Below are 26,480 nucleotides of genomic sequence, written 5' to 3'. Positions count from 1 at the left end.
CAACTTCTTTGAGCTGATTCCTGTACTTCGCGTACATCGCCTTTATATCCTGCTGTTCACCGACAAGGGCTTCTTCGAGTCTGGCGCGAATGTCCTCCTCAAAGGCCTTATCCAGCACGAGCTGACCGTAGGATTCGGCAACACTATCTTCGACGAGATAGGCAGGTAGATACGGAAGGTCGCACCGTCCTTCCTGCCGAGCACGACAGAAGAAGTACTCGTGAACCGTGCCTCCGCGCCCTTTCGCCTGCGTGTAGATGACGCGACTTTCCCGGCCTTGCCGATGACACTTGCCGCAGTAGATCATCCCCTTGAGGAAGTGATTGTGAATGCGATCCCTGGTGCCTGATCCGCTGCGCGAGCTCATGATCTCCTGGACCTGATCGAAAAGGTCTTGCCCGATGATCGGCTCGTGACGCCCCGGATAAGCATCGCCCTTGTAGACGACGTAACCGACGTAGTACGGATCTTTGAGCATCTGATGCAGCCTGCTCGAGGAGACTGGCTTCTCCGGATATCGGGCCGTCCGACGGCTCGTCAAACCGAGGTCCGCCATCGTCGCTTCCAGCCGCTCGATGGCGTACTTACCGGTGGCATACAGCTCGAAGGCCTTGAGCACGAGCGGCGCTCTAATTTCATCGAGCCCGACACTGTTGATCATGCGTCCGTCGATGTCTTTTCGGATGTTGAGATACCCAATCTTGGCCTTACCGACTGTGCCGCCGTTAATGGCCTTGTTGCGCATCTTGATCCGGATATCTTCACCGCTGAGCTGGTTCTGCACCTGGTTCATGATGTCGGTGACGGCCTCCATCGCTTCCGCGTAGGTGCCTTCACCGAAGTCCTCACGGGCGGAAAGCAAACGCACGCCCAGCTTGTCGAGATGTCGCCTCGTGATGGCCGCGTCAGTGAAGTTACGAAATGCACGGGAGCGGGCATACACGATCACATAGTCAACATCGCGGTTCTCCTGCAGATACTTCAGCATGGAGAGGAAGACTGGACGCTTCTCGGTTGTTTGCGCGGACACGCCGGGCTCCACAAACTCCTCCACGATGTCGGCGTTGACGGCTAATGCCTTCTGCCCGCAGATGTCACGCTGCGTGGCAATGGAGTTGCCATCCTTATCGATATCAACGGCAGTTTCGGTCTGCTTCTTGCTCGATACCCGAAGATACAGAACCGCCTTACGCGGTTTCAATGCCTCGATTTCCTCGGTGGTCATAGTCATACTCCTTGTGTTTGGGTGCGGTGATTCATGCGGTACTGCCATGAACGGGAGAATGGCGTGCTTTGGGGTGTGCAACGCGGGGCAGGCTCGGCGATGCCTGTTTGGCGCAGGCGCACGGTCATCGCAGCTTCGGATACTTGAAAGTGTGCTGCGAGATCGGCCGTGCGCTGCATGCCACCGTAGTAGGCGCGCTTAAGAAGCTTTTTCGGAACGAGCAGACATCCGGCGAAGTAGTCAGCAGCTTGCTCGGCCTGTTCGGCAGGAGTGGCGTCGCGGGTTCCGATATATAGGGCGTCGGCACGATTGTGGTCGATGATGTGCTTGTACTCGTGGGCAAGCGTGAACCGCTGACGGCTGTAACTCTCATGCTTGTTCAGCTGGATGATCCAATTGCTCCCATTCCAGAAGCTAGCCCCTGAGACCGGGGCGTCGACCATCTCAATTTCAATCTTGGGCAGGTCGGCGATGAATTCAACTGGCACTGGCCCGTCCTCGATGCCGTGCAGCTCCAAGAGTCGGATGGCTTGGTGCTCGGCCACTTGCCTTGCCTCAGAGTAGGAACGAACCTCTCGGTTCGGGATGAGCGCGCGGAGAGTAGCCAGGACGCTCCGTTCGATATATGTGGTGATATGTTCGTTGGTCATGGCTTTCTCCTTTCTATGAGAAGTCGTTGGTTATTCGTCCTCCCCGGGGGCGGGGCCGGTATTTATATTGACGCCGTGCCGGGCAGCGACATCGCGAAAGTGCTCTTCAATCTCGCGGACTGCGCTGTCCGGCATACCTTTGAATTTCGTGCGCAGGTACGGATTGAGCGTTGGAAGGTCAGAGCCGCGAAGCAGGCTCGATTCGGCCAGAATGTCGGTCAGTGGAAGCTGGAGGACGTCGGCGATGGCGCGAAGATTGTCCATGCGGGGATTGGCAATCTGTCCCAGCTCTAGCCGGGTGATGGTTCCCTTGGCGACCCCTGCTTGCCGGGCGACTTCGCTCGCTGAAAGACCCAGCTTCTGTCGCTGCTTCCGGATTGTTTCGGCTAAGCCTTGAATGTCTTCTTCCTGCATTTCTTCTGTCTCCAATTTCTGTTTGTATTATGAATCGATCGTTCAATTCCTTCAACGATTTAAGCGAATTCCACAACAGAAACTTCGTCAAGGCAGGAAGGACTTCCTAATATTCAGGAACGTCAAATGCGGCTATTGAAGACGTAGATTCCGGAGTCAGATTCGATCACGTAAATCTCTCCGCTGAGTCGCAAGTCCTCCCCCATCGCTTCCGTGTCAATCTTGACGTACGGCTTCAACGACTCTGGCAGATGCGCGTCGACTTCGTGCTGCCATCCCATGTCATCGATGATCTGCTCGGCGTAAGCCTCCAGCGTGGGGTATTCGCCGAGGTATGCACCCTCGAAGTAGTGCCAATCTTCGGCATCTAAGCCGGAGTAGTCCACCCATGCGGCGAAGGCGGGACCATATTTGGCGATGCCTTCGGCCAGTTCGGCGACCTCCTCGATACGTTCGAATTCACTGAGCTGTTTCCTGCCGAAGCCTTCGTAGTCATGGATGGCCCATTCTTCCGGCGCGGGTTCACGAGATTGCGCCAGCATGTCGTGGATCTGCTTATAAATGGCGTCCGCGCCCGTGGTGGCGTCTATCCAGGTGCCGAGCAGTCGCCCATTGTTGTAGTCAGCCAGCGACGCGACGTAGATGGCGGGGGTCGTGCGCTTCTCTCGTTCCGGCGTGGACTCGGGTAGTTGTTCCTGGTTCATATATCCTCCTTTCGTTTAATCGGATGGGTGGGCGGCAAGGACAGCGGAGGCACTCTTGATAGAGCGCTGCTCACGCCGCCCCTGCCGGTGATGCTCGAACTAGCGCCCGCGTGCCGCGCGGGGCTTGGCCGCTTCCTGATCGTTGCCGAACAGATGGGCGATGGCCTCACGTCGGGCAGCAGCTTCCCGGTCGATTTCCGCGATGGCGGATTCGGCTTGAGATGCCAGATCAGTGTTTTCCCTGATGCCGGCGATGTGCGCCATCAAGGCCTTTCTGATCTCATCGGTGATGGTGCTTCCCCGCAGCTGCGCAATGAGCGTCAGCTGGGTGTGGACGTCCGGTTCGAGCCGGATAGCAAGAGTCTTCACTCCTGCCGGATTCTGGCGGTCCCCGCCAGGGGTGGGTGTCGTCATGACAACTCCTCGGATTGTGCGACCGGCGGGATTCCGGAATGGAATCCTCGTCACCGGCCGCAGCGCACCGACGAGCTGTCCGGGTGCTATCCGTTTGGTGGCGAACGTGAACGAGCTGCCGTGATCCGCTCTTGCGCTTCCCGGGCAAAGGTGGGGTTCAGCTCGATACCCAACCAATTACGGCCGAGCGATTCAGCGACGACGGCGGTCGAGCCACTGCCAATAAAGGGATCAAGGACGATGCCGGGCTCTGGATCCTCTTTGTGACCGCAGGCCGCCTGAAGTGCCAGCCGCATAGCGGTCTGCCCTAGCCTGCGGATTGGTCGTCGCCACGGGGCGCGACAGATGGCGCAACGTACTTCTGGGGTTCCGGCTCTAATACATCGGATAGCAAGCGGTTCAGGAAATGTGGCGTGGTGACTGCCCTTGCCAGCGGCTGTGGCGATTGTCCACACGTCCCCAGGGTTCTTACCGAGGGGATGGCCGACAATTCCACGAGCCTTCATGGCCGCAAGACCGGTCGTCGAATCGGCGTTGGGCCCTCGCCACCATTCCTTGGCCGGACGGCGGGATGAGACACGAGGCGGGTGACCAGGTTTCGACAGATGCGGCACACGAATAGCGTCGAGGTCGAAGTAGTAGCGTTCCTGCTTCGCGAACAGGTAAATCACCTCATGGGCCGCTGTCAGCCGGTCGCGCACGCTGGTTGGCATCGGGTTCGGCTTGGCCCAGATAATCTTGTTGCGGACTATCCACCCATCTTCCTGCAGCAGCTGGGCTACGCGCTCCGGTGCCAGAAGCAGACTCTTGGACGGCGCGCCTTGCCGAGGATGGTTGGCGTACGTATCGCCGAGATTAAGCCAGAAGGTGCCGGTTGGGACTAATACGCGGTCAATCTCGCGGGCAACGGCGCGAATCACACCAGCCCACGCCTCCACATCTGGTTCGAGCCCTATCTGGCCGTCGACATCATAGTCACGCAAGCGGAAGTACGGTGGACTCGTCAGGCACATATCCACCGATCCAGTCGGGAGCTTTCGGAGCTTGTCCAATGCGTCCCCGACGTACAAGACATTGACCGGCTCAGCCATGGCGAACCTCCCGGATAAGCTGAGCCGCAGCCTCCTCCAATACCCTGATGCGGTAGAGCCCAGGGGTCACTCTGGCGTTCCGTTGCATTGCCACTAGGAATGCTTGGCGGCGGCGCTCTGCTACGTTTGGCCGGTAGGCATCCATAGCCCAGACGACCTTTGGAAATCCGCCGAATTCACGTTGTTCGATGCCGGTTTCGAGATATTCCTCGTACAACAGGCACTTGCCGAGGACGGTCGGCAGGCTCTCGTGACCAAGGTCCACTTCAACGAAGAACGCCTCAACATCCTGATCCCCGGGACGGGCAGCGAGCTCGACGTACAGATCTGGTCGAAGCACTTGACCGACACCAAGGCGATCCGTGTAGTGGCGACGAGCCTCGCCTTCCGGAGCCAGCTTCACGACCTCCGCACCCGACTCGGATGCAGCGGCGATGATGCCAACGGCCACGTCGGCTATGGCCAGAGTGTGATCAAGGAATCGTGACGATGGCTCGTCAAAGCGCCGGCGTCGGCTGCTAGACGCCTGGTTCCGTTGAATCCGTTCGCCTGCTGTATCGATGAAGTAAACCAGCCCCTCCGAACCTGCCCGGACGCCCCCGATCCGCCGGTTGAGGACGCCCAAAATGCGATGGCTTCGTAGTCTTGCCAGGACTCGGCGGCAGGTTCGAGCACCCGATTCTGCTGTCGCGTGCTCTGCAAAATGCAAGGTTTCGATGTGACGTGCCGTCAAGAAGCGATAGCGTTCAACAGACGACAGGACAGCACGATCGCGTTCACTGAGCCGGCCTTCAATATCGTTCAAGCGACGACGACTTATCCGCGGGCCAGTATGGGCTCCGGTGCTAGGTACAGCACCGGTATTCGGCGCCCCAATTGGTGCTAATTCTTTGCTGACCTGCGCAGATGCATCCGCTGGCTTCGACGCGGGCGGGTAGCCGGTCGGTAGGGTCCGCTCGACACTCATGACTGGCTCCTTCGACGGCGACCATCAGGTGCGCCGGTTTCAGGCGAAGGAGTCAGAATGCTTCGAAGCCCACGTTCGATGACGTCTTTTGATTGACCGAATTGGCTGCGGCTCAAGGCACGGATCTTGTCTGGTGACGAGGTCTTTTTCGGGATGTCTAAAGTGACGCCGGACGCCCAGTCAGTCACCGCGCTCTTGCGGACGAGCTGCGCGTAGATGTGACGCGACGGCAACGCCATGAAGTCTTCCGGTTCAAGACCAGGCGCCATGGCGGCGGCCGCCTTGGCGTCCCTGGATGCGAGTTGAAAGAAGACTCGGGATCGACAGTTCGCCTCGAACGCCGTGCGCATGCTTTGGGGTAGTTGGTCGAGGTACTGATGCGCCACATGGAATCCGGCGCCAAGACTGCGTGAAGTTGCGAGAGCATCGCCAATATCGGTCGGTAGTCGCAGGTACTCCTGCACTTCATCGAGGTAGATCATGACCGGGTGGCGGTCCTTGGCTGCAATGCTGGCGCGCTCCTGAATGGCCTGCCACAGTTCCGCGACGACCATGGCTCCAAGTAGTTGCGCGGCCTCGGGTCCAAGCACCCCTTTCTGGAGTGGGACGAGCAGGATCTTCCGCTCCGTCAGCACCTGGCGAAGATTGAACCGTGGAGTTGGCTGCGCCAGGACGTGACGAAGATGCGGGTCAAGCAGCGGGCGCAACTTATTCATCAGCGGTGCCGTCACCTGTGCACTGGCTTCTGGGGATAGTTGGTCGTACCAGTGCCAGAAAGGTCCAGCTGAAAATGGATCATCGTCCGCGATCTGGCGTGTGACCGACTGCCGAAATTTTCTGTTATTGAGAAGAATGGGCAGCATGGCCAAGCTGGCATCATCCCGCTGGGCGAGTGCCAGCAGGGAGTGCCGCAGAATGTCCGAGCTTCGAGGACCGAGCTGGTCGCCGTAAAGAGCGTGGAACGTGCCGAACAGCTGATCGGCGACGAGAGCCGGACTCCGCCCGTGACCATCGAGTGGGTTGATCCCTACAGGCACGTCATCCAGCGGATCCAGCACGATGACATCGGCCTGACGCTCCGGAGGAACGTGATTTAGTACATCGCGAATCAGATCCTTAGGCTCGACAACGACACAGCTGCGCCCAGCTTCCATATCCCCGATGATGAGCGAAAGGAGCATGGAACTCTTGCCCACGCCGGTCGGTCCCATCGCCCACAGATGGTGGCAGCTATCCTCTGGTGCTAGGCCCATCCGGGCATCACCAACACCGGGGGCCGTCGCCCGCCCCACAATTCGATCTGCGTCCGACGCGGCAAAGGATGGTCGGATCTGCCGTGGGTGAGCTGGCGGCTGTCCAGGGTAGGCAGCCTTACCCTCACCAACCGGCCAAGCGCTAAGCATGCCCACCTCGACGGCAGACAGCCGTTGACCGGAAGCGAAGCGCGACCAGTCAGGGCTAGGGTTGTTCAGCTTATGGGTCTGATCAAAGTGGACACGGAAGCGGAGCCCTGGCGACACCATCGAGCGGAAGGCATTGACCACGCCGCCGATTAGAGCTCGCCGACGATCTTCCTCGGAGGCGCTGACTCCTATGCGAACGAAGGTAGCGAACCCATGGTCGCCTTGCTTTTCCTCGATTCGCCGGCTGATCGCCCGACGCCGCTCCGGCTGCACGCCAGTGAGGATTAGCGACGTAATTCCCTGATCGACTCGGGCAACAGTATGAGGAGTCAGCTGAGGTATGAACCTCGGCCCCAATATGATCTGGACCACCAGGCTTTCATTCCCACGGACCGCCGTCAGACTGGCCAAGATGGCTCGTGTTGACCCTTCCGGATACCGAGGCTCCAAAGGTTGTGCAGGCATGTTGATGGAAACTCGGCGGGCGGACTGGGCCGGTAGCCGGTCAGCATCATCGGCGACAACAATGGCCCCAACGACCAGACGTTCGATGTCGCCGCGGACAGCAGAGGCATGTCGTCGCTGCGTACCGACTATGTAGCGGATGCCTTGTTTATCCGATCGGGCCTCCAGAATGATTTGTGGTGCGTGACTCTGCGAACTCCATACACGTAGAAGGTTGATGGCCTGCTCATCGTCGAGCGGGCGGGGCCAGAAAATCTCCTGCCACACCAATTGTCGAAGGATAGGCACGGAATTATTCATCGCTCGCATCCTCCGCAGTACGCTGGACGCTTTTCTGCTCGTGCTGAATTTGGGCTTCCCGCTCGGCTTCCGCCTGAGCCATGGCGATGACGGCGCGACTCAGCTTTCGGAGGTCAGGACGATCGCGCTCGACTCCCCTGATGACAATCCGGCCGTCCCTACGTGGTCGCACCTGGCGGGTCCGACTGGGACGTTTGTTGCTAGTAGACATAGTTGTTTCCCTCCTTCCTTTGGTGTTGTGATTTGCGGCAAGCGTTCAACGAATTGAACGATGTCTGAGGCTTAGTATGCGTTCAATATGTTGAACGTTCAACTATTTTTGCGCAAACCACAACACCGACTGGAAGAGCTGTAGTTGCCGCGCTGCGGCGATGGATTTAGTACCTGTCTCGCCGATATTGGACGACTACCCATACCGCCCAGATGATGGCAACGACACCGACGCAGGCGATCAGAAACGGCAGGATCGATTGCAGCACTTGAGTCGCGCAGTAGAGGGCCACGACGGCCAGCAGGACGGACATGCAGGCTCCAATCGCCCGCTCAAACCAGGACCTGGGACTCGGATCAACGCTCACCGCTGGCGCTCCATCTCCAGGAAAATGCCGGTGTTCAGGCCGTGCCGCATGCAGTCGAGCGCAAACTGCAACTGGTCCCCCACGTACTGCTTCGTGACGGCATAGAACATGACTTGGCCTACCGCGTCAGCTTCGAAGAGATGCCATTCGAGATCATTGCGACTGAAGCCTGCGCGTTCGAAGCGCCGCATCAGCCATCGCGCCAAAACGAATTCATCGGGCGACGAAAAGCTCAAACCCTGCTCAACGTGGGCAACATCGTGAATGTAGCGGTAGGCCATGTTGACCTCTGGCGAACCGAAAACAACGCTACTGCTGTTCTCGTTGGAGACAGGCAGAGGGCGTCCATCCTTCTGCGAGGCGGCAAAGGCTTCGCACAGATCCTTGTACTTTTCCGGCGCGTCGCCGGCTGGCTCCCACCCAAAGTACAGGCGTCGCTCCACCTTGTGAGCCTGGTCGAGGACATAGTCAGAGAGTCGCTTTTGCGCTGCGACCAATTCCGTTGAGGTAAAGGATTCGGGCATGACAAATAACCCCTTTCTAGAGGCATGTTTGGAGTGAGCCGGCCGGGCCAGCGAAGTTAGGGCGAGCNGAGCCGCTACTGGCGGCGGCGCATGTCGCGCAGGGCTTGTTGATATGCCGCATCGAGGCGGCCAGCCGTTTCGTGAGCATCCTGCGTGATATCGGAAATCTGATCCCGAAAGTGTGGCGTTCGGTCGCGCCAGTGGTCAGCGACGACAATGTATGCGGCAGCAATGGAAGCCGCGCACGTGATCAGGATGGCAATCCATAAGATGGCAGTCATGACCGCTGCGGCCCCTTCGGCCAGGTTTCCAGCGCCGTCAGAGCCATGGCCGACATCTGCTGCGAAACAAGTCGCAGATGCCGCGCTGTCGCTGGAGAGTCAGCATTGACTGTCCTCGCTGCGGAGTCCAGCTCATCCACCAACGTCGCGACCCGCCCAATAAAGAGACGGACAGCGGCCTCGTGCTGCAGCACTTCGGGCTCCACGTAGCCAATGGGCTTCAACGGATTTACAAATTCGTGCTTCATGGCCTGGCCTCCGCTACCGCTGGAACCGGCGCACTTCCCACGCCGCGTACTCGGCGAAGGAATCTGCGATGTAGTTGAGCCGCTCCGATGTCCGCGGGTCGCCGTCGGACTGGAACTGCGCCTCCCGGCTCAGCATGCCGGTCAGGTGCATACCTGTTGCGGCGACGTAGCCGGCGGCCTGGACACGCGCCGCCGTGACGAGGCCATTGGCCACTTCGGCGTTCTGGCGCCGCTGGAGAGACTTGCCCTCGGAACGCGAGAACCCCTCGGGGGCGCTAAAAGGAGTGATTTTTCCACTCGGGCGTGGAGTGAGGTCTGTCATGACCATACCTTTCGATTTTGGATTTCTTCTGCTCCGATGAGCAGCTGGTAGACCCATTGGACAGTGCGATCGGTAGGCGTGTCGTGACAGAAAAGTGCACATCTTCGACATTTCCGGCCACGATGGAATCTATGGAAGGAACCCTCACCCAGGAGCTAGGTGATCACAGCGAGCTAACCTCCCGCGTTCTGAGTGAACTCACCGCACTGCGCAGTAAGCCAGGTCGGTTGACCGTCCAAAAATTCCTACCCTTCGAGGCCTTGCGCCTTGTATGCGGCGGCAATGATCTGTTGGACGCATTCATGATGTTCGAGCGCGAAATGCGTCGTTTCGAATCTGGTGCACGCAATGAGGCAGCAGCTGCCCTCTCAATATGCGCCAAAGCCGATAGTGTCCTCGACCGGCTTCAACTGACGGCCGAGGCGCTTTCCGGCGCGGACGTGAAAGATCAGCGAAGCGCACGACGATGGAGTGACGCCGGCCTAAAGACGATTGCTACGGAGCTGGTGTATCTAGCTGATATCCAGGGGCGGCTCGGTAGCGAACTACTCGGCATCGAAGTGACGGGAACGGCCGAATCAGGCCTGATGGTAGTTATCGACCAGATGACGACAGTCTCCCTGCCCAGTCGTGCACCCATGATCCGATTGTGGGCCTATGGCGTGGACGACGAACCAGAGGAACGCGAGCTCGTGGTCGACCTCGAAGACCACCCCGTCACTACCGCGAGTCGTGGCGTCTATACGATGAAGCGACACCGTGTGACCCTGCCGCTGCCGGATTTACCCGCCACCGATGACGAGTTGAAACTGCTGAGCATCTCGGTTGAGGGTCGGGATGCACCTATGCGCACAGTCACGCTCGAAAACCACGCCAAGCTCCCCCATGGCTTCGAGATCCGATTCGCCGTCTACCGCACGATCGCAACCATCGACCTCGTGGCGATAAAGCAGTAGTCGAGAGCTTCAGGGACCTATAAGATATATGCTGATTGTGGTATACTTTAGGCCAGTTAGCGGGCCGTGGTTGAGAGCTCTCCCCACCCGCAAACCTACCCAGCGCGACCTCACTTGGATTGTCGTTGCTCCCCGGTAGATTGAAATCAACACTAAGTGGCTGCCGTCGTGTGGCTGGAGACTGCTACATGACAAGTTCAACTGAATCAGGATCAACGCAAGGGGTACGCACCGTGGCGCTCAAGAAATCGGATCTCTACAGCTCGCTTTGGAAGAGCTGTGATGAGCTACGTGGCGGTATGGATGCCAGCCAGTACAAGGACTACATCCTTACGCTTCTGTTCGTGAAGTACGTTTCGGACAAGGCGAAATCGGACCCGAATAGCTTAGTCGAGGTTCCAGCCGGCGGTTCCTTTGATGACATGGTCGCGCTCAAGGGCGATAAGGAGATTGGCGACAAGATCAACAAGATCATCGCAAAACTCGCCGAGGCCAACGTTCTCCAGACAGTTATCGACCAAGCCGACTTCAATGACAGCAAGAAGCTCGGAGACGGCAAGGACATGCAAGACCGCCTGTCCAAGCTAGTCACCATTTTCCAGGAACTGGATTTCCGCGGATCTCGGGCGGAGGGCGACGACCTACTTGGGGACGCCTATGAGTATTTGATGCGTCACTTCGCAACTGAGTCAGGTAAGTCCAAAGGGCAGTTTTACACGCCAGCCGAAGTCTCCCGCGTGTTAGCCAAACTGATGGGGATCGCTCCAAACACACCGAAGTCGGCCACTGTCTATGACCCGACGTGCGGCTCCGGCTCACTACTCCTGAAAGTGGCAGCTGAAGCGCCGAATGGCCTGACAATCTACGGCCAGGAGAACGACAACGCCACATGGGCTTTGTCCGTGATGAATATGTACCTGCACGACAACGAAATTGCCGACATTCGCCAGGGTAATACAATTGCCAGCCCGCAGTTCGTGGAGAATGATCAGCTGAAGACCTTTGATTTTGTGGTTGCCAATCCACCCTTTTCCAATAAAACGTGGACTAACGGTCTCGAGAAGGAGTTCGGACGTTTCGAGTACGGTACGCCTCCGGAAAAGAATGGCGACTACGCTTTCCTCCTTCATGTCCTCAAGTCAATGAAGAGCACGGGTAAAGCTGCCGTTATTCTCCCCCATGGTGTGCTCTTCCGAGGCAATAAGGAAGCTGACATCCGCAAGCAATTGCTCAAGCGTGGGTTCATCAAGGGCATTATTGGGTTGCCAGCCAACCTGTTCTACGGCACGAGCATTCCGGCCTGCATTGTCGTGCTTGATAAGGAAAATGCTCAAAGCCGAACCGGTGTCTTTATGATTGACGGGTCTAAGGGTCTCCTTAAAGACGGCAACAAGAACCGTCTGCGTTCTCAGGACATGCATAAGATCGTCGATGTCTTCACCAAGCAACAGGAAGTCGATCGATACTCCCGCATGGTGCCTCTCGCCGAAATTGGCAGCCCGGCCAACGACTATAATCTCAACATCCCCCGCTACATAGACTCAGCGGATCCTGAGGACATCCAAGACCTCTATGCCCATCTGCACGGCGGAATACCTAACCGTGACATCGACGCTCTCAGTGCCAGCTGGGATGCATTCCCAGAGCTACGGCGCGAGCTATTCCGAAACAACGGACAAGACGGATACAGCGAACTGACCGTAAATATATCTGAAGTACAGCAGGTCATCCTGAATTCCGCGGAATTTAAGAATTTCTCCGCTAGCGCCCGAACGCTGGTAGCGGAGTGGTTCGAAGCGCATCGCCTAGAGCTTGAGACAATCGACGAGAACACAAAACCGAATGATCTGGTTGGACAGCTAGGTGATGACCTTCTGGCTCGTTTCAAAGGCACCGCACTCGTCGATGAATACGATGTATATGAACAGTTCATGACGTACTGGCACAACACCATGCATGACGACGTCTTCTTGATCATGAACGAAGGCTGGAAAAACGCGTCAATACCGCGCCTTGCGCGAATCCTTGGCCACGACAAGAACAAGAAACCTAAGTACGAGGACGCGGATATCCAACTAGGCACGCGCGCGAGCATCAAGCGATATGTTATGGACCTCATTCCTCCTGGTCTAGTGGTGGAACGTTACTTTCCCGTCGAGGCCCATGAGCTAGTGGCACTAGAGAAGGCAGCCGAGCTCGCAAGCCAAAACGTTCAAGACTACGCAGAAGAAAATGCCGTCGAAGATGGTCCACTCTGGGATGCGGTTGACGACAGTGACAAGATCACTCAGAAATCCGTTGCGGCCGCAGTAAGAGACGCCAAAGCAAACAATGACGATGATGCGACTAAAGCGCTCGGCCATATGGCCAGTCTGCTCAAAACAGAAGCGGCGGCAAAGAAGTCCGTCAAGGACGCAACCGCCAAACTTGACGTCGCCGTTGTATCCCAATACGGCAAGCTCACCGAGTCCGACGTCAAGGCTCTGGTACTTGAAGATAAGTGGGAGATGGCGATCACCGGAGGAATTATCCGTGAGATCACCAAACTTACCCACAATCTGGTCGGACGTATCACACAACTCGGTGAACGGTATGACGTAACGGTCGGGGATCTCGAGGCAGAGTTTGAAGAGCTAGGCGCGAAAGTTGCTCAGCATCTTGCCGGGATGGGCGTTAAATGAACGAGAACGTGACTTCTGCGATGAGGCCTATAGGAGAGATTACGCGCTGGCTGTCTGGTGGTACCCCAGATCGATCCAACGCATCCTACTGGCGGGGAGAAATCCCCTGGATAAGTGCCTTTACCCTGAAAACAACGGAGATCTCGACATCTGATCAATTCATCACCAAAGATGCGGTCGCATCTGGCAGCAAGATGGCCCCTCTTGATTCCACTCTACTTTTGGTTCGAGGGAGCGCCCTTCATAAGGAGATACGGGCAGGGCTAGTAGTCGCCCCGGTCGCGTTTAATCAGGACGTTAAGGCGCTCATTCCTACAGAGGCGATCGTGCCAAAGTACTTGACATTTGCTATTCAAGGCAACGCAGACCAACTGCTGCGGCTCGTGACCTCTGCTGGAAATACAGCCGGCGTTCTTGATACTAAAGTTGTCCAGGACTTTGAGATCCATGTCCCCGAAAGGCGAGAACAGCAGAAAATTATTGCTGCTCTCAACGATGCTGACTCATTTGTAATGACACTTGAACGGCTGATCACTAAAAAGCAGTCGATCATGCAAGGCATGATGCAGCAGCTCCTCACCGGCAAGACGCGCCTACCAGGTTTTACAGGACAGTGGAAGAATCACTCGCTTAGTGATCTGGCGGTCATCGATCCCGAAGGACTGCCATCGGGTACCAATGCCGGTGAACTGATCGATTACATCTCGCTGGAGGATGTCAGTCGTGGACTTCTGCTGAAATCTACCCGAACTACATTCCGAGATGCACCATCCCGAGCCCGTCGCGTTATTCGCAGCATGGACGTTTTGTTCGGCACGGTCCGACCGAACCTTCAGTCACACGCACTTTACCGAGGTGGACTGCCGCGACCAATCGCGTCGACAGGTTTCGCTGTAATTCGTGCCATTGCTGAAAGGTCGGATCCGAAATTCTTGCTAGGTCTTATCATGAGTGACCTGGCGACCGCCCAGATCGAGAGAATTATCGCTGGCTCAAATTATCCTGCGGTTTCCAGCAGAGACGTACGTGGCCTTAGTTTCACAGTTCCTGATGTGCAAGAGCAAGTAGCTATTGGCGAGGCTTTGGCCGATTTCGAATCCGAAATAGGACTGCTTCGGGTTCGTCTAGCTAAGGCGAGGGCCGTCAAACTAGGCATGATGCAACAACTCCTTACAGGTCGCGCGGTCCTGCAACCTGCCGAGGCTAACGCATGAGTCAAAATTTTGAAAGTAATCTTGGGGGAAGTGGATCATGAGTGTCGTCGGACAAATCGAACGTAAAACACAGGATCGCGTTGTCGATCTATTTCAGAATGAACTTGGGTACGAGTACTTAGGCAGCTGGGAACACCGTGAAGCTAATTCCCACATTGAGGTCAGCCTGCTTGAACAAAACCTGCAGGCCCGTGGCTATGACGCAAATCTGATCAACAGAGCCGTTGAACAGGTTAAGAAGACAGCATCTCTCGGTGGGGGCCGCAAGCTATACGAGGCTAACCACGAGGTATATAACCTTCTCCGCTACGGAGTGAAGGTCAAGCCGGGCATAGGCCTACAAACCGAGACAGTTTGGCTCATTGATTGGCAGAATCCCAATGCCAACCACTTTGTGGTCACTGAGGAAGTCTCTATCAAAGGAGAGCACAGTAAGCGGCCCGACGTCGTTCTCTACGTCAACGGTCTGGCGCTCGGCGTGATTGAGCTCAAGCGTTCAAAAGTAGCGGTCTCCGAAGGTATCCGACAGAACATCGGCAACCAAAAGAAGGACTTCATCCGTCCGTTCTTCACCACGGTCCAGCTCGTAATGGCTGGAAACGATGTTGAGGGCCTTCGCTACGGAGTGATCGATACCGCCGAGAAATACTGGCTAGAGTGGAAAGAGCCGTCTCACGTCGAGGAGCCGCTCGACCGCGCGCTGGGTCAGATGTGTTCCAAGAGCCGATTCCTAGAGATAATCCACGACTTCATGGTGTTCGATGGCGGAACTAAGAAGACGTGCCGCCACAACCAGTTCTTCGGCGTCAAGGCTGCCCAGGACCGCATCGCCAAGCGCGAAGGCGGCATTATCTGGCACACCCAGGGCTCCGGAAAGTCACTTACGATGGTGTGGCTGGCGAAATGGATCCGCGAGCACCAGACACAAGGCGACAACCAGGCCCGTGTCCTCATTATCACTGACCGCACTGAACTGGACGACCAGATCAAACGGGTTTTCAACGGTGTCAACGAGGACATTTATCGCACGGCGAGCGGCGCTGATCTTATTGGATCCCTCAATAGCAATGAGCCGTGGCTAATGTGTTCACTCGTCCACAAGTTCCGCGGTGGCGACGACGACTTCGCCCAAAAGGAATCTGACCGCGACTTCATCGCCGAGCTCAACTCTAAGGTACCTGCGGGTTTTTCCGCCAAAGGGAACATCTTCGTCTTCGTCGACGAGGCTCACCGCACCCAGTCCGGCAAAATGCACAAAGCCATGAAACAACTGCTGCCTGGGGCTATGTTCATCGGTTTCACCGGCACCCCGCTGCTGAAGGCGGATAAAGCAACCAGCATTGAGACCTTCGGAAGCTTCATTCACACCTACAAGTTCAACGAAGCAGTCGAAGACGGCGTGGTACTTGACCTACGCTACGAGGCCCGCAACATCGATCAGGATCTGATCTCATCAGCCAAAATCGATCAGTGGTTCGACGCAAAGACCAAAGGCATGACTGACCTTTCCAAGGCTGAGCTCAAGAAGCGTTGGGGCACGATGCAAAAAGTCGTCAGCTCGGAACCGCGTTCCAAGCAGATCGTAAACGACATCCTGCTGGACATGGAAACGAAGCCGCGCCTTATGGACAACCAGGGCAACGCCATGCTCGTTGGATCCAGCATCTATCAGGCATGCAAGTTCTACGAGATGTTCTGCCAGGCCGGATTCAAGGGCAAGTGCGCCATCGTCACGAGCTACGTCCCTCAGGCCAGCGACATCTCCAAAGAGGATTCAGGCCACGGTGCAACTGAAAAGCTGCGCCAATACGACATCTATCGGCAAATGTTGGCCGATCACTTCGATGAGCCGGCCGACCAAGCCGTGACGAAGATCGAGCAGTTCGAAAAGGAAGTCAAAGACCGCTTCATCAACGAGCCCGGTCAGATGCGCCTCCTGATCGTTGTCGACAAGCTGCTGACTGGCTTCGACGCGCCAGCAGCCACGTACCTTTACATCGACAAGAAAATGCGCGACCACGGGCTCTTCCAAGCCATCTGCCGTGTCAACCGTCTTGACGGTGATGACAAGGACTATGGCTACATTGTTGACTATCAGGACCTCTTTAATTCCCTAGAAGACGCCATCACGGACTACACATCTGGAGCTCTCGACGGTTACGAGAAGTCCGACATCGAGGGGTTACTCAAAGATCGCGTACAGCAAGCACGCGAAGACCTCGACGAAGCCCTCGAACGCATACGCGCGCTCTGCGAAGCTGTCGAACCACCCCAAGGAACACTTCAGTACCAGCGCTACTTCTGCGCGATGGAACAGGGCAACGCCCAGCAGATCAAGAACAACGAAGCCAAGCGCGTCGAACTCTACAAGTCCGTCGCAGCCTTGGTGCGTACGTATGGAGCCATCGCCAACGACATGGCGGAGGCTGGATACAGCGCAACTGAAACTGCAACTATTGCCAAGGAAGTCACCCACTACGTCGCTGTACGTGATGAAGTGAAACTCGGTGCGGGCGAGAATGTGGATTTCAAACAATATGAAGCCGGCATGCGATTCCTGCTCGATACTTACATCCGGGCCGATGCATCAGAAGTAGTCGCCGACTTCAAGAATGTTGGGCTCGTCGATCTGATCGTTGAACAAGGATCGGCTGCGATCGACAAGCTCCCGGCCGGGATCAAGAAGGATCCTGAAGCGGTCGCCGAAACCATCGCGAACAACATCCGCAAAGTCATCGTCGACGAAAATGCGATGAATCCGAAGTACTACGAGACCATGTCCAGCCTGCTTGACGCCATCATCGAGCAACGCCGTCAGGGCGCCATCGACTACAAGGAATACCTTGAGCAGCTGATCGCCCACGCCAAGAAGGTCGGTTCAAAAGAGTCTGACACCGCCTACCCTGACTGGGCATCAAACGGTGCGCAGCGTGCCATCGTCGACTTCGGTTGGCCGGATCCTGCCACTCCGATCCAGGTAGACACCGCTATCATGACCAGCAAACCTCACGATTGGGTGGGCAACCGCAAGAAGGAACGGCTTGTCGAACAATCAATTCGGCGTGTTCTACCAGGTGATTTCGATCGCTTCGAGGCACTTATTGATCTGATAAAGGCGCGTCATGAGTATCGCTAGCGCCTATCTCACCGTTGCCGGGATCGACGTCGATGTCATCTATAAGAACATTAAGAACCTGCACATCGCGGTCTACCCTCCCCTCGGCCGAGTACGCGTTGCAGCGCCTGAGCGACTCGATGACGAAGCGATCAGGCTTGCTGTCGTGCAGCGACTGCCGTGGATAAAGAAACAGCGTGAGCAACTTCGGACCGCCGTGCGCCAGACCGAACGCGAAATGGTCACAGGAGAATCCCACTATGTATGGGGCCAGCGCTACCGGCTAAAGGTCGTAAACGAACCTGGTCGGATTCAGTTTGATATCACCGGCAAGCGCCTGACATTGCACGCCCCCAAAGAAAGTACTCCGGACACTCGTCGCGAAGCTATGGATGAGTGGTACCGCGACGCTCTTAAGCACGAAATCCCGGAACTCATAGCCAAGTGGCAGCCGATCATAGGGCACAATGTGGCGAAGTGGACGGTGCGACGTATGAAGACAAAATGGGGTAGCTGCAACCGCGAGTCTGCCCACATCTGGTTCAATCTCGAACTCGGCAAGAAGCACCCGAACTGCCTCGAATACATCGTGGTACACGAGATGACCCATCTGCTTGAACGCAACCACAACGAACGCTTTGCGGAGCTCATGGACGGATTTCTTCCGGACTGGAGAGCCCGCCGGGACGAGCTGAACACAGCGCCATTGGCCGAAGAAAACTGGGGGAAGAAATGACAGAAATTGGTCCGATCGAATCGGCGAAGTGGATACGTGCAGCATTACAAGTCAATCCGTACACCTACCATGGACGGAACTCGCCATCGACCAGGTTCCCAGATGAGGAAAGTTACAACGCCGCACTGATTCAGGCCCTACATGACCTCGATATCAGCATGATTGCAATCACCGATCATTGGTGCGTGGACTCCGCGCTTGGACTAGCTAACGATGCAGAAGCCGCTGGTATTGCTGTACTTCCGGGCTTTGAAGCTAACACGTCCGAGGGCATCCACCTTCTCGTCATATTTGAGCGAAATACACCCGCGTCGACGATCAACGCAGCCATCGGCCAGTGTGGAGTTGCACCGTCGTGCGCTAACGGAACTACGGGCCGACCGTACGCAGAGATTATGCAGTCCATGACCGATGCCGGGGCGCTCGTAATACCGGCTCACGCCAACGTTGCGAACAGCGGCATGCTCACGGGTCGCTCCGGGAATCCGTTAGTCAAGATGATTCAACATGCCAACCTTCATGCCATCGGAATCACGCCCGACGTAGCCGACGGCATAGATCAAGAAGCCATCTTTTCCGGCACCACCCCATACTTACGCCCACATGAACTCGCTAAGATTCACGCAGACGATATCTGTCACCCCGACACATTGGCCACACCAGGCGCAAGCAGTTGGTTCAAGCTGAGCGCCTGCGAGTTGGCGAGCCTCAAACTTGCGGTCCGTACACCCGGAACCCGGATAAGCCTCGTTGACCCATCGACAGCTCCTCGAACTGTCCTCGGAAGAATTGCCTGGGAAGGTGGCTTCCTAGACGGTGTTTCCCTGGACCTATCAGACGAGCTGACGACACTGATCGGCGGACGTGGGACCGGAAAATCCACCGCGATTGAAAGCATCCGCTTCGCACTGGATCTAGAACCTCTTGGGCCCGAGGCAAAGAAAGACCATCAATCTATGGTTCGGAATGTACTCGGACCAGGTGCAACCGTAGTCGTGACTGTAAACGGCGTTGGACCATCATTAGAAACGTACGAGGTGACGCGCACAGTCGACCAGGCGCCAATCGTCAGAGACTCGGCTGGCGCCGTCTCTCAGCTAAGCGCTAAGGACGTGATTGGGGCAATAGAAGTGTTCGGCCAACACGAATTGGCAGAGCTTGCCCACGATAAGGACAATGTAGCCGCGATGGTCCAGCGGTTCGCAGGGCCAGACAACCAGAGCGAAGACGAGTCAAATGTTCAGCTTCGGCTGCAACAGAACCGCACCCACCTGGCCTCCGCCGAGGCAGACTTAGCACGCCTCGATGGCGAACTGGCGGACCTACCTCGCCTCGAAGAGCAAATGAGAATCTTCACCGAGTCGGACCTTGGAGAGAAACTCACCGACCAACAATTGCTCCAAAAAGATGAGGCCATCATCGCAGCGGCAACACTGCGTATCGGTAGCATGGCCGATTACCTGATGACTGTCACGAACGAAGACATACCGGGTGGCCTCAGAGCCGAGCTTGAGGGTCTTAAAGAATCGCCGAGAGCGGAAACACTCGCTGACCTTTCGGTAGCCTTGGAGACTGCGGCTAAGACGGTCGAATCCGCACTCGAGTCCATCCGGAACGCAGTCGATACAGCCAGACTGGAAGCAAGCAAAGTACATACTGCTTGGACGGACGAGACGGACGAAGTCCGTCAATCTACAGCTGAGACCCTGCGCAAGCTGAAGGATGAAGGCAATGATCCAGGTGAATTCGTCGCGACATCAAGGGCACTTCAAGGACTGAGGCAAAAGGCGTCCGCTCGACCTACCCATGAGGTCAAGATTCGAAACCTCACGCAAGAACGAACCGATCTCCTCGGAGAGCTCCAGATCGCCCAACGGGCAAAGGCGCAACGCTTACGCCAAGCAATCCGAGAGGCCAACTCAGCGACAGACGGCACGGTCAACGTGAGGCCCGTCGAGTCACCTCACCGCGAGCACATCAAACAACTGATCACCTCTCACGTTAATGGCGCCCGGACAACAATCATGACAGCTGTAGACTCCGATGGATTCAGCCCTTCAGCTCTGGCTGACTCGGCCCGACTAGGCCGAGAGTCTCTGGAAGAGAAGTTTGGCATTCGTGGAGCGCAGGCCACCAATCTTCTAGCTGCAGGTGAACTACTCTTCCGACAACTCGAGGAGACTACTGTTGGCCTCGCCGCAGACGTATTCCTTGACGTTTCAAACGAGGACGATCCGCGCGAATATCGCAAGCTGGAAGATCTATCCAAGGGACAGCGAGCAACTGCACTACTGCTCTTGTTGCTGGGTGCCAGTGCCGCTCCACTCGTCATCGATCAACCTGAAGACGACCTAGACAACCGCTTCGTCTTCAGTGGTGTTGTGAAGCGACTCCGTAGCCTGAAGGGCCAACGCCAGATAATCCTGAGTACACACAACGCGAACATCCCCGTGCTCGGGGATGCTGAGCTCGTGATCGCACTGGAAGGGAATGGTCGGAAGGGCCAGCCAATCGCCAATGGAATCGGATCCCTAGACAACCCCACGATCCGTCAATTGGCTGAGGACCTCCTCGAAGGCGGGTCTGCTGCATTCGGTGCACGGCATCATCTATACGGCTTCTAGTGACTCCGGACTTGAGCTGTCGCTTCCGTGACTCTTTATGAATATCCGGGCCGTGTCGTAGCTACATCCGACCCGTTTGGCGATGTCGCGGATGATCATCCCCTGCTGGCGGAGTCGAAGGATCTCTTTCTCCTTAGCTGGTGTCAGGCCGCGAGGTCTAGCGTCGACGCCGTACTCCGCAAGCAGACGAAGGAAGGTTGACTTGGCAATGCCGCACTCACGCGCCAAAGTCGTGCTCATTTCGCCGGCTTGGTAGCGAGCCACGAGCTGAGCCAGCTCATCCGAACTGAATCGATCGGCGACGCGGTAGCGCTGGGTCTTCGACATGAGCTGCGTTGGGCGTGGCCTGGTCTGGCCAGAATCCATTCGCTTCAGCGCGACCGCGATCGTCATGAGCTGATCCATTTTGTGGCGGCCGTGCTTGGAGTAACCTGCAAGGACCTCGACAAAAATGATACCTAACGTCACTTACTCGAAACAGTCTGCGACGATCACAAGAAAAATGACCTGAACCCCCAGGTCATTTTTCTTTAGTCAGCGTACGCGGTAACTACGACCCAGACTCAAGACCAGGAGGAGTCCTGTAAGCGAGCGAAACACGACACGAGCGCCAACTTGCGCACTACAGATCGAAGCCTTCTTGTATACGCTGCGCCTCCTCATCGTTTCTTCTGGCTTCTTCACGGTATCCCTCGACTACTCTGCGAAGCAGCCGAGCTGTCTTCGGCCATTCATCGGATATCTGACTAGCGAAGACCTCATACTGCGCAGCTAAAGCACGCTCTTGATCGCCGCCCTCCGTCATACCGCGCGATGTCACTCCTCGTTTGTTATGTATACCGACTACGAAGTTGCGATCTATGACTTCCGTGCTGTTGGTATCAAGGAAGTTGCGCACGGCAAGGGCGGGCCAGATGTCACCATCTGGTCTAGCATGGGCGAAAACCTGTCCTATGTGGGCTTCACCTACATCTAATCGATCTGCCTCAAGTAGCAGCTCGCGTGTTCGATTAACCCAGCTACTAAGGACCTCCTCATCAATCTCCCCACCGACGGTCTTAGACCCGGGGACCACTCTCCATCGATGAAGTAGATCCCAGGCATTTCGAGCCAGCGCCTTAGAGTTTTCGATGTCATCTTCGCCAGTCTCGCGCCGGTATAGACAGGCGATGATCTGGACGAAGAACTCAGGCACGGACGCCATTAACGCCTGGAGAGCTTCCACGTTCGCGCTGTGATCCAGTGCCGGTAAGAGTTTCCACTCTAGGAGACCAAGCTCCTCACCAGAGACGACGTCAGATTTTCTGACATAGTCCAGGAGTGAAGCGAGATCGTATTGAGAAAGTACGGCGGCCTCGGTGTCACTAGCCGACACAAAGTCACCGATGAGCCTTGCTACCAGGCTTGGATCTACGCGATCACTGCTGTTGTGCGAGTAGATAGCCAGGAGATCCAGGGCAACAGCCACCCGGCCGTGCTCAGCAAGTTTCGTGGCGGTCTCATTCACAAGATTGAAGTCACCGCCGCGTCCAAAAGTGACAAACTCTGACCAGTAGAGCTTGTCGGTAGTCGGGCCCGAATCGTAAGCAGCTTTCCATGCCTTGGGTAGGTCGTCAGCAATACGAAGCACACGAGCAGCGATCAGCGGACTATCACCATGTCGGGCTGATAAAGCAATAACACCAGCGGTGTCGCCGTCGAACCGATTCCTTATAGCCGATGTGGCGAATTCGCAAATAGCCGGGTCTTCATCGACAATCCGCGAAGTGACCTCGTCCAAATCAAGTTTGAAGGAGGAAGACGCAGCCGCGTATCCCAGACTCCACGGGGTTTTGACCTTCCTAGCGAGCTCGATCAAACCGGCCAACCCTGACTCGCCGTAGATCATTTCCACTGCCTCGATTTGACGCCGCTCAAGTTCCTTCTGGTAGACGTCAAAGTCACTGCCCGGATCAGGGTTGCCGAGATCGGGATGGTAGTCAAAGAGCCATTCGACCTTCTCACTTTGGTCGCCAGGCTCTAACTGTTGCGCCAGTACATCTAGTTGCTGCAAAGTCGGCTCATCGAGGGCCCACTGCGCGTCGGAGAACTTACGATGTCGACGAATGAGGGATGTCAGACTCTTCCAGACCATCTCCTTGGTTGTCTCATCGCCGTCTTCTTCAGCGAAATCCTGGAAGACGCCGAGAACTTCCGTCCTCAACTCCGGCGTCAGATCATCGATCTTGTCGACCAAAGTAACAAGCCGGCGTGGATCCGTCCTTGCCATCTCTGTACACAGCTTGACCACATGAGCTACAGACTCTACGTAGCTCCCCATCGTAACTTTCGAATCTAGGACCTGATCCTTCCAGTCATGAAACTCAGGGCCGCTGTTATCCATCGCGATTGCATGCGCGTCAGGAAGAAGCGAGACAACCACGTCCCATGCAGCCTTCGTATCAGTGCGAGCGATCTTGGACAGGACGGCATTCCGTGATTTGAGTGAGGCAGCGGTCTGAGGATGCCATGGAGTGAAGACATTGACGAGGGAGCGAACGGGTCGGTTTGAAAGCTTGCCGCCAGGATCTTGTTCTGCGAGCGTCATCAGCAGTGCCGAGCTACCTCCGAAATACATCGAACTCCACGCCAGCACTTCAAGCGACCACAGTACGTAGGTGTGAGGACTTGCGGGAGACAGGAAATCATTGCTTGAGTCCAGGAAGATCTTGCCATCGAGCGGTCCGTCCTTCTTGACGGCCACTTCAAGCTCTGCCAGGAAGATGTCAGGTGCCGCTTCGGCAAGTAGCGACAATACATCTAGGAGGGACTCCCAAAGCCTGCCGGTGTAATCCTCATTTGCTCGCTGTAGGACAGCTCGAGTTAAGAGCAGTGACCAACTGCGAATGGACTGAGAAGGCACCCCGCTACCTATGCCGTCTCCGGCTGCGGCCATGAGCGCAAGTGTGCGTGCTATACCTTTGCGGAGATCAGTGGAGTGAGCTCGAAGTTTTCCTTCCAAACCTGCTTTCCAGCGATCCTCCCGTGCGAGGTCGAGCTTGGGATCGACCGCTCCGAGAACTTCTTGTACCGCTGTTTCCAACGTCTGAAAATCGTCCTTAGTGAGGAGCGGAGCGACACCAATAAAACTCTGAGCTGGATCAAAAATCTTCCATGCGCTGCCCACTCGTGAGAAGGCAGGAGCAGGACCCTGAGTCCATTGCTGGAGCTCCTCCTCGACCTCAGCTGTAGTGCGACCAGTGATTTGCTCAACCATTGCGGCGTCACCCGCATGGTCGAAGTTCCAGGATCCAAGCAGACATGCTCGCCGAGCGATATGTGATACGGCGAAATTTTCGGAGGCAGCAGCGATGGAAGTACTCATCGTCCCAGTAACGGCTTGCTTGTAGAGAGGGAGACTCTTGTTCAGTGCCCGACCAAGTCCAGACCTCCGTGACATCTCAACACCCAGCTGCGCGAGCATGTCTTCGGAGTCATTGATCGGGATGGGTGCCAGACTGAAGGTCGCCTTCGCTTCGTTTGTCGTATGCATTACCACGTGATGGCCTCTTACGAGGTCGGCGTGTCTTATGAGTGATTCCTCGAACGGAACCAATATTAAGAGACCCTCCGCTTGGCCAAGGAACAAGAGCGCACCAGGATCGAAGACGACTAGAGCTCGTTCGAGCAATACTTGTCTCGTTTCCGGATCCGAGTTCTTAATTACCGCAGCCACAAATGCTAGTACGTCGTCAGTCGATGGTGCACCTACCCAGATGTGTGATCCCCCGCTATTCAGAAGACGGGTTAAGAGCTGCGACGCATCAGTCGTGCGACCTGCTAGAAGTAGTTCGGGGGTGATCAGCCCGTTTGTGTCTGCTGTGAACCGCTCCCACCAATCGCTTAGGGTGCAAACACCGTTCGAGGGGATGCCTATTTCTTCCGAAAACCAAATATGTGTTCGTGGAGAGATCTCCAGTGCAGCGTATAAGTCTGCCGACGTGTGAACGACAACGTCTTTCCACTCTCCGAGATCTGCTTTCTCCTTTGCCCAGTCATGCCCCCCTGCCCACCGCTGCGGGGTCACAAAGACGAACGTAGTTGAAGCGCGATCGACGCCGGGAGCCTCCTTCGTGCGCTTGTCGTAGTCCTTTTTCGCCTTCGTCCTTGGATCACCGCTAGCCCCAAATTCCCAAACACTGCGGCCGGCTGGAACGAAAGGAGTTTTGATCGGGGACGTAACAAGGCCATCGAACCCAGAAAAATCGACATGCTCATCCCCCTCCATCGACAGTTCGGTGACGTTGGGGACCAGCTCTACGATCAGACGTCGAGTCAAGTTCGGAAGCGAGGACCTGGCGTCATATCTGCTCGCCCATTGTTCGATCTGTAGTTGGCTCGCGAGATGAGGCAGTCTAAAGTTCACGATCTTGCCTCATGCTAAGTGCGCACTGCGGACACGAACCTGTCAGGTGCGCCAACTTACCCCCAAATTTGATACGTCCCACGGGAATCATCCTGCCCCCTATTGTGACAGGCCGTGCGCTACCGTCAAGAAGAATCGACACAACTGACGTTCCACCCTCAAACGGCCTAATTGCGTCGATCTGCGGGGCTCACAAGGTCCGCCCAGCAAGCAGGAACTTCCTTGCCGTGTCGTAACTGCAGCCGATCCGCTTGGCGATATCCCGGATGATCATCCCTTGCTTGCGGAGCCGTAGGATCTCCTTCTCTTTGGCTGGCGTTAGGCCGCGGGGTCGAGCGTCGACGCCATGCTCCGCAAGCAGCCGAAGAAAGGTTGATTTGGCGATGCCACACTCGCGGCCAGCGCCGTACTCATCTCGCCATCTTGATAGCGAGCCACGAGCCGAGCAAGTTCATCCGAAGTGAAGCGATCGGCGATACGGTAGCGCTGCGTCTTCGGCATGACCTGTGTCGGGCGGGGCCTGGCATAGCCAGCATCCAGGCGCTCCATCTAAGCGGCGATCGTCATGATCTGATCCATTTTGTGGAGGGCATGCCTGGAGTAACCTGCAAGGACCTCGACCAAAAGAACCCAGTGATGGAGACCCACCAGTGGGAGAACAGGCGGCGGCCGGAGCTGGTCTGGTGAAAAGGAGTGCAAAGGCTAGGCGAAGGTGAGGCCCGTCAGCCGCTCATAGGCCTCAATGTAACGGCCGCGGGTCTTCTCGATAATCTCGGCGGGGAGTTCCGGCGGGGTGGAGGACTTATCCCACCCGGATGCCTCCGAAGTGAGCCAATCCCTGACGAATTGCTTGTCGAAGGACGGCTGCGCCTGTCCGGGGGCATACAGGGCAGCATCCCAGAAACGTGACGAGTCGGGTGTCAGGACCTCATCGCCGAGGGTGATCTGCCCGTCGGTAGAGAGCCCGAACTCCACCTTCGTATCCGCCAGGATGATCCCCCGGGACCGGGCAATTTCCTCGGCCCGGCCGTAGATGGCCAGGGTCAGCCGACGCAGTTCCTCCGCCACGGGCGCGCCCACGGTGGCGACGACGTCGTCGTAGGCAATGTTCTCGTCGTGATCCCCCACCGCGGCCTTCGCCGAGGGCGTGAACACCGCCGGCT

Annotated in this window: 22 protein-coding genes and 2 pseudogenes (1 of these 24 cut by a window edge); 6 read left to right on the top strand and 18 right to left on the bottom strand. The window is 56.6% G+C overall.

Translation table 11 applies throughout. The annotated features are described in order from the left end of the window. Nucleotides 1–415: 415 nt before the first annotated feature. The 14 genes and pseudogenes from K728_RS23360 to K728_RS0115310 form a co-directional block, all read right to left on the bottom strand. A pseudogene (locus K728_RS23360) lies at nucleotides 416–1,225 on the bottom strand (recombinase family protein); the annotation flags it as partial. Between the two features lie 2 nt (nucleotides 1,226–1,227). Further along, the gene (locus K728_RS0115370) at nucleotides 1,228–1,875 is read right to left on the bottom strand and encodes an ImmA/IrrE family metallo-endopeptidase (protein WP_024477231.1); all 648 of its coding nucleotides are present in this window, start codon (nucleotides 1,873–1,875) and stop codon (nucleotides 1,228–1,230) included. Between the two features lie 30 nt (nucleotides 1,876–1,905). Beyond that, nucleotides 1,906–2,289, bottom strand: a complete 384-nt coding sequence (locus K728_RS0115365; protein WP_024477230.1) for a helix-turn-helix domain-containing protein — start codon at nucleotides 2,287–2,289, stop codon at nucleotides 1,906–1,908. Between the two features lie 122 nt (nucleotides 2,290–2,411). Beyond that, nucleotides 2,412–2,993 carry an antirestriction protein ArdA gene (locus K728_RS0115360; protein ID WP_024477229.1) on the bottom strand — a complete coding sequence of 194 codons (582 nt, stop codon included), beginning with the start codon at nucleotides 2,991–2,993 and terminating at the stop codon, nucleotides 2,412–2,414. Nucleotides 2,994–3,092: 99 nt separating this feature from the next. After that, entirely contained in the window at nucleotides 3,093–3,407 is a 315-nt protein-coding gene (locus K728_RS0115355; protein WP_024477228.1) for a hypothetical protein, read from the bottom strand. Nucleotides 3,408–3,493: 86 nt separating this feature from the next. After that, on the bottom strand, nucleotides 3,494–4,498 hold the full coding sequence (locus K728_RS0115350; protein WP_024477227.1) for a DNA-methyltransferase: 1,005 nt from the start codon (nucleotides 4,496–4,498) through the stop codon (nucleotides 3,494–3,496). Further along, nucleotides 4,491–5,303, bottom strand: coding sequence for a replication-relaxation family protein (locus K728_RS20735; RefSeq protein ID WP_162148062.1), 813 nt, complete (start codon nucleotides 5,301–5,303; stop codon nucleotides 4,491–4,493). Before K728_RS20735 ends, K728_RS0115350 begins: the two co-directional genes overlap by 8 nt. Before the next feature lie 158 nt (nucleotides 5,304–5,461). Continuing rightward, nucleotides 5,462–7,633, bottom strand: coding sequence for a type IV secretory system conjugative DNA transfer family protein (locus K728_RS0115340; protein ID WP_035748313.1), 2,172 nt, complete (start codon nucleotides 7,631–7,633; stop codon nucleotides 5,462–5,464). Then, nucleotides 7,626–7,844 (bottom strand): hypothetical protein, encoded by a 219-nt coding sequence (locus K728_RS0115335; RefSeq protein ID WP_024477224.1) that lies wholly within the window; start codon nucleotides 7,842–7,844, stop codon nucleotides 7,626–7,628. Before K728_RS0115335 ends, K728_RS0115340 begins: the two co-directional genes overlap by 8 nt. Nucleotides 7,845–8,010: 166 nt before the next feature. Continuing rightward, nucleotides 8,011–8,211 (bottom strand): hypothetical protein, encoded by a 201-nt coding sequence (locus tag K728_RS0115330; RefSeq protein ID WP_024477223.1) that lies wholly within the window; start codon nucleotides 8,209–8,211, stop codon nucleotides 8,011–8,013. Continuing rightward, nucleotides 8,208–8,735, bottom strand: a complete 528-nt coding sequence (locus K728_RS0115325) for a hypothetical protein (protein WP_024477222.1) — start codon at nucleotides 8,733–8,735, stop codon at nucleotides 8,208–8,210. The genes K728_RS0115330 and K728_RS0115325 overlap by 4 nt, the downstream gene beginning before the upstream one ends. A gap of 74 nt (nucleotides 8,736–8,809) precedes the next feature. Next, nucleotides 8,810–9,016, bottom strand: coding sequence for a hypothetical protein (locus tag K728_RS0115320; protein ID WP_024477221.1), 207 nt, complete (start codon nucleotides 9,014–9,016; stop codon nucleotides 8,810–8,812). Then, nucleotides 9,013–9,264: a hypothetical protein gene (locus tag K728_RS0115315; RefSeq protein WP_024477220.1), complete on the bottom strand. Its 252-nt coding sequence runs from the start codon at nucleotides 9,262–9,264 to the stop codon at nucleotides 9,013–9,015. The genes K728_RS0115320 and K728_RS0115315 overlap by 4 nt, the downstream gene beginning before the upstream one ends. Nucleotides 9,265–9,277: 13 nt before the next feature. Continuing rightward, nucleotides 9,278–9,586 (bottom strand): hypothetical protein, encoded by a 309-nt coding sequence (locus K728_RS0115310; protein ID WP_024477219.1) that lies wholly within the window; start codon nucleotides 9,584–9,586, stop codon nucleotides 9,278–9,280. A gap of 131 nt (nucleotides 9,587–9,717) precedes the next feature. Between K728_RS0115310 and K728_RS0115305 the strand changes: the two genes are divergently transcribed. From K728_RS0115305 to K728_RS0115280, 6 genes are all read left to right on the top strand, one after another. Next, nucleotides 9,718–10,542, top strand: coding sequence for a hypothetical protein (locus K728_RS0115305; protein ID WP_024477218.1), 825 nt, complete (start codon nucleotides 9,718–9,720; stop codon nucleotides 10,540–10,542). Between the two features lie 188 nt (nucleotides 10,543–10,730). Further along, nucleotides 10,731–13,223 carry a type I restriction-modification system subunit M gene (locus K728_RS0115300; protein WP_237742164.1) on the top strand — a complete coding sequence of 831 codons (2,493 nt, stop codon included), beginning with the start codon at nucleotides 10,731–10,733 and terminating at the stop codon, nucleotides 13,221–13,223. Beyond that, complete coding sequence (locus K728_RS20250; protein ID WP_024477216.1) at nucleotides 13,220–14,437, top strand: restriction endonuclease subunit S; 1,218 nt, start codon at nucleotides 13,220–13,222, stop codon at nucleotides 14,435–14,437. Before K728_RS0115300 ends, K728_RS20250 begins: the two co-directional genes overlap by 4 nt. A gap of 37 nt (nucleotides 14,438–14,474) precedes the next feature. Then, on the top strand, nucleotides 14,475–17,573 hold the full coding sequence (locus K728_RS0115290; protein ID WP_024477215.1) for a type I restriction endonuclease subunit R: 3,099 nt from the start codon (nucleotides 14,475–14,477) through the stop codon (nucleotides 17,571–17,573). Continuing rightward, on the top strand, nucleotides 17,560–18,288 hold the full coding sequence (locus K728_RS0115285) for a M48 family metallopeptidase (protein WP_024477214.1): 729 nt from the start codon (nucleotides 17,560–17,562) through the stop codon (nucleotides 18,286–18,288). The genes K728_RS0115290 and K728_RS0115285 overlap by 14 nt, the downstream gene beginning before the upstream one ends. Further along, the gene (locus tag K728_RS0115280; protein ID WP_024477213.1) at nucleotides 18,285–20,912 is read left to right on the top strand and encodes a TrlF family AAA-like ATPase; all 2,628 of its coding nucleotides are present in this window, start codon (nucleotides 18,285–18,287) and stop codon (nucleotides 20,910–20,912) included. The genes K728_RS0115285 and K728_RS0115280 overlap by 4 nt, the downstream gene beginning before the upstream one ends. On the opposite strand, the gene K728_RS0115275 is transcribed toward K728_RS0115280, so the two are convergent. From K728_RS0115275 to K728_RS19655, 4 genes and pseudogenes are all read right to left on the bottom strand, one after another. Beyond that, the gene (locus K728_RS0115275) at nucleotides 20,898–21,305 is read right to left on the bottom strand and encodes a helix-turn-helix domain-containing protein (protein WP_156911342.1); all 408 of its coding nucleotides are present in this window, start codon (nucleotides 21,303–21,305) and stop codon (nucleotides 20,898–20,900) included. The two genes, K728_RS0115280 and K728_RS0115275, sit on opposite strands and share 15 nt — an antisense overlap. A 229-nt stretch (nucleotides 21,306–21,534) precedes the next feature. Then, nucleotides 21,535–25,317 carry a hypothetical protein gene (locus tag K728_RS0115270; RefSeq protein ID WP_024477211.1) on the bottom strand — a complete coding sequence of 1,261 codons (3,783 nt, stop codon included), beginning with the start codon at nucleotides 25,315–25,317 and terminating at the stop codon, nucleotides 21,535–21,537. 190 nt (nucleotides 25,318–25,507) lie between these two features. After that, nucleotides 25,508–25,678: a helix-turn-helix domain-containing protein gene (locus K728_RS23355; RefSeq protein WP_443111003.1), complete on the bottom strand. Its 171-nt coding sequence runs from the start codon at nucleotides 25,676–25,678 to the stop codon at nucleotides 25,508–25,510. A gap of 341 nt (nucleotides 25,679–26,019) precedes the next feature. Continuing rightward, nucleotides 26,020–26,480, bottom strand: a pseudogene (locus tag K728_RS19655) (phosphoribosylaminoimidazolesuccinocarboxamide synthase); it runs 435 nt beyond the window's last position.

It is taken from the genome of Arthrobacter sp. CAL618 (assembly GCF_000468215.1).
GTDB lineage: Bacteria > Actinomycetota > Actinomycetes > Actinomycetales > Micrococcaceae > Arthrobacter_D.
Note: the sequence above shows the minus strand (reverse complement) of the source record. Positions and strands in the feature narration are given on the sequence as shown.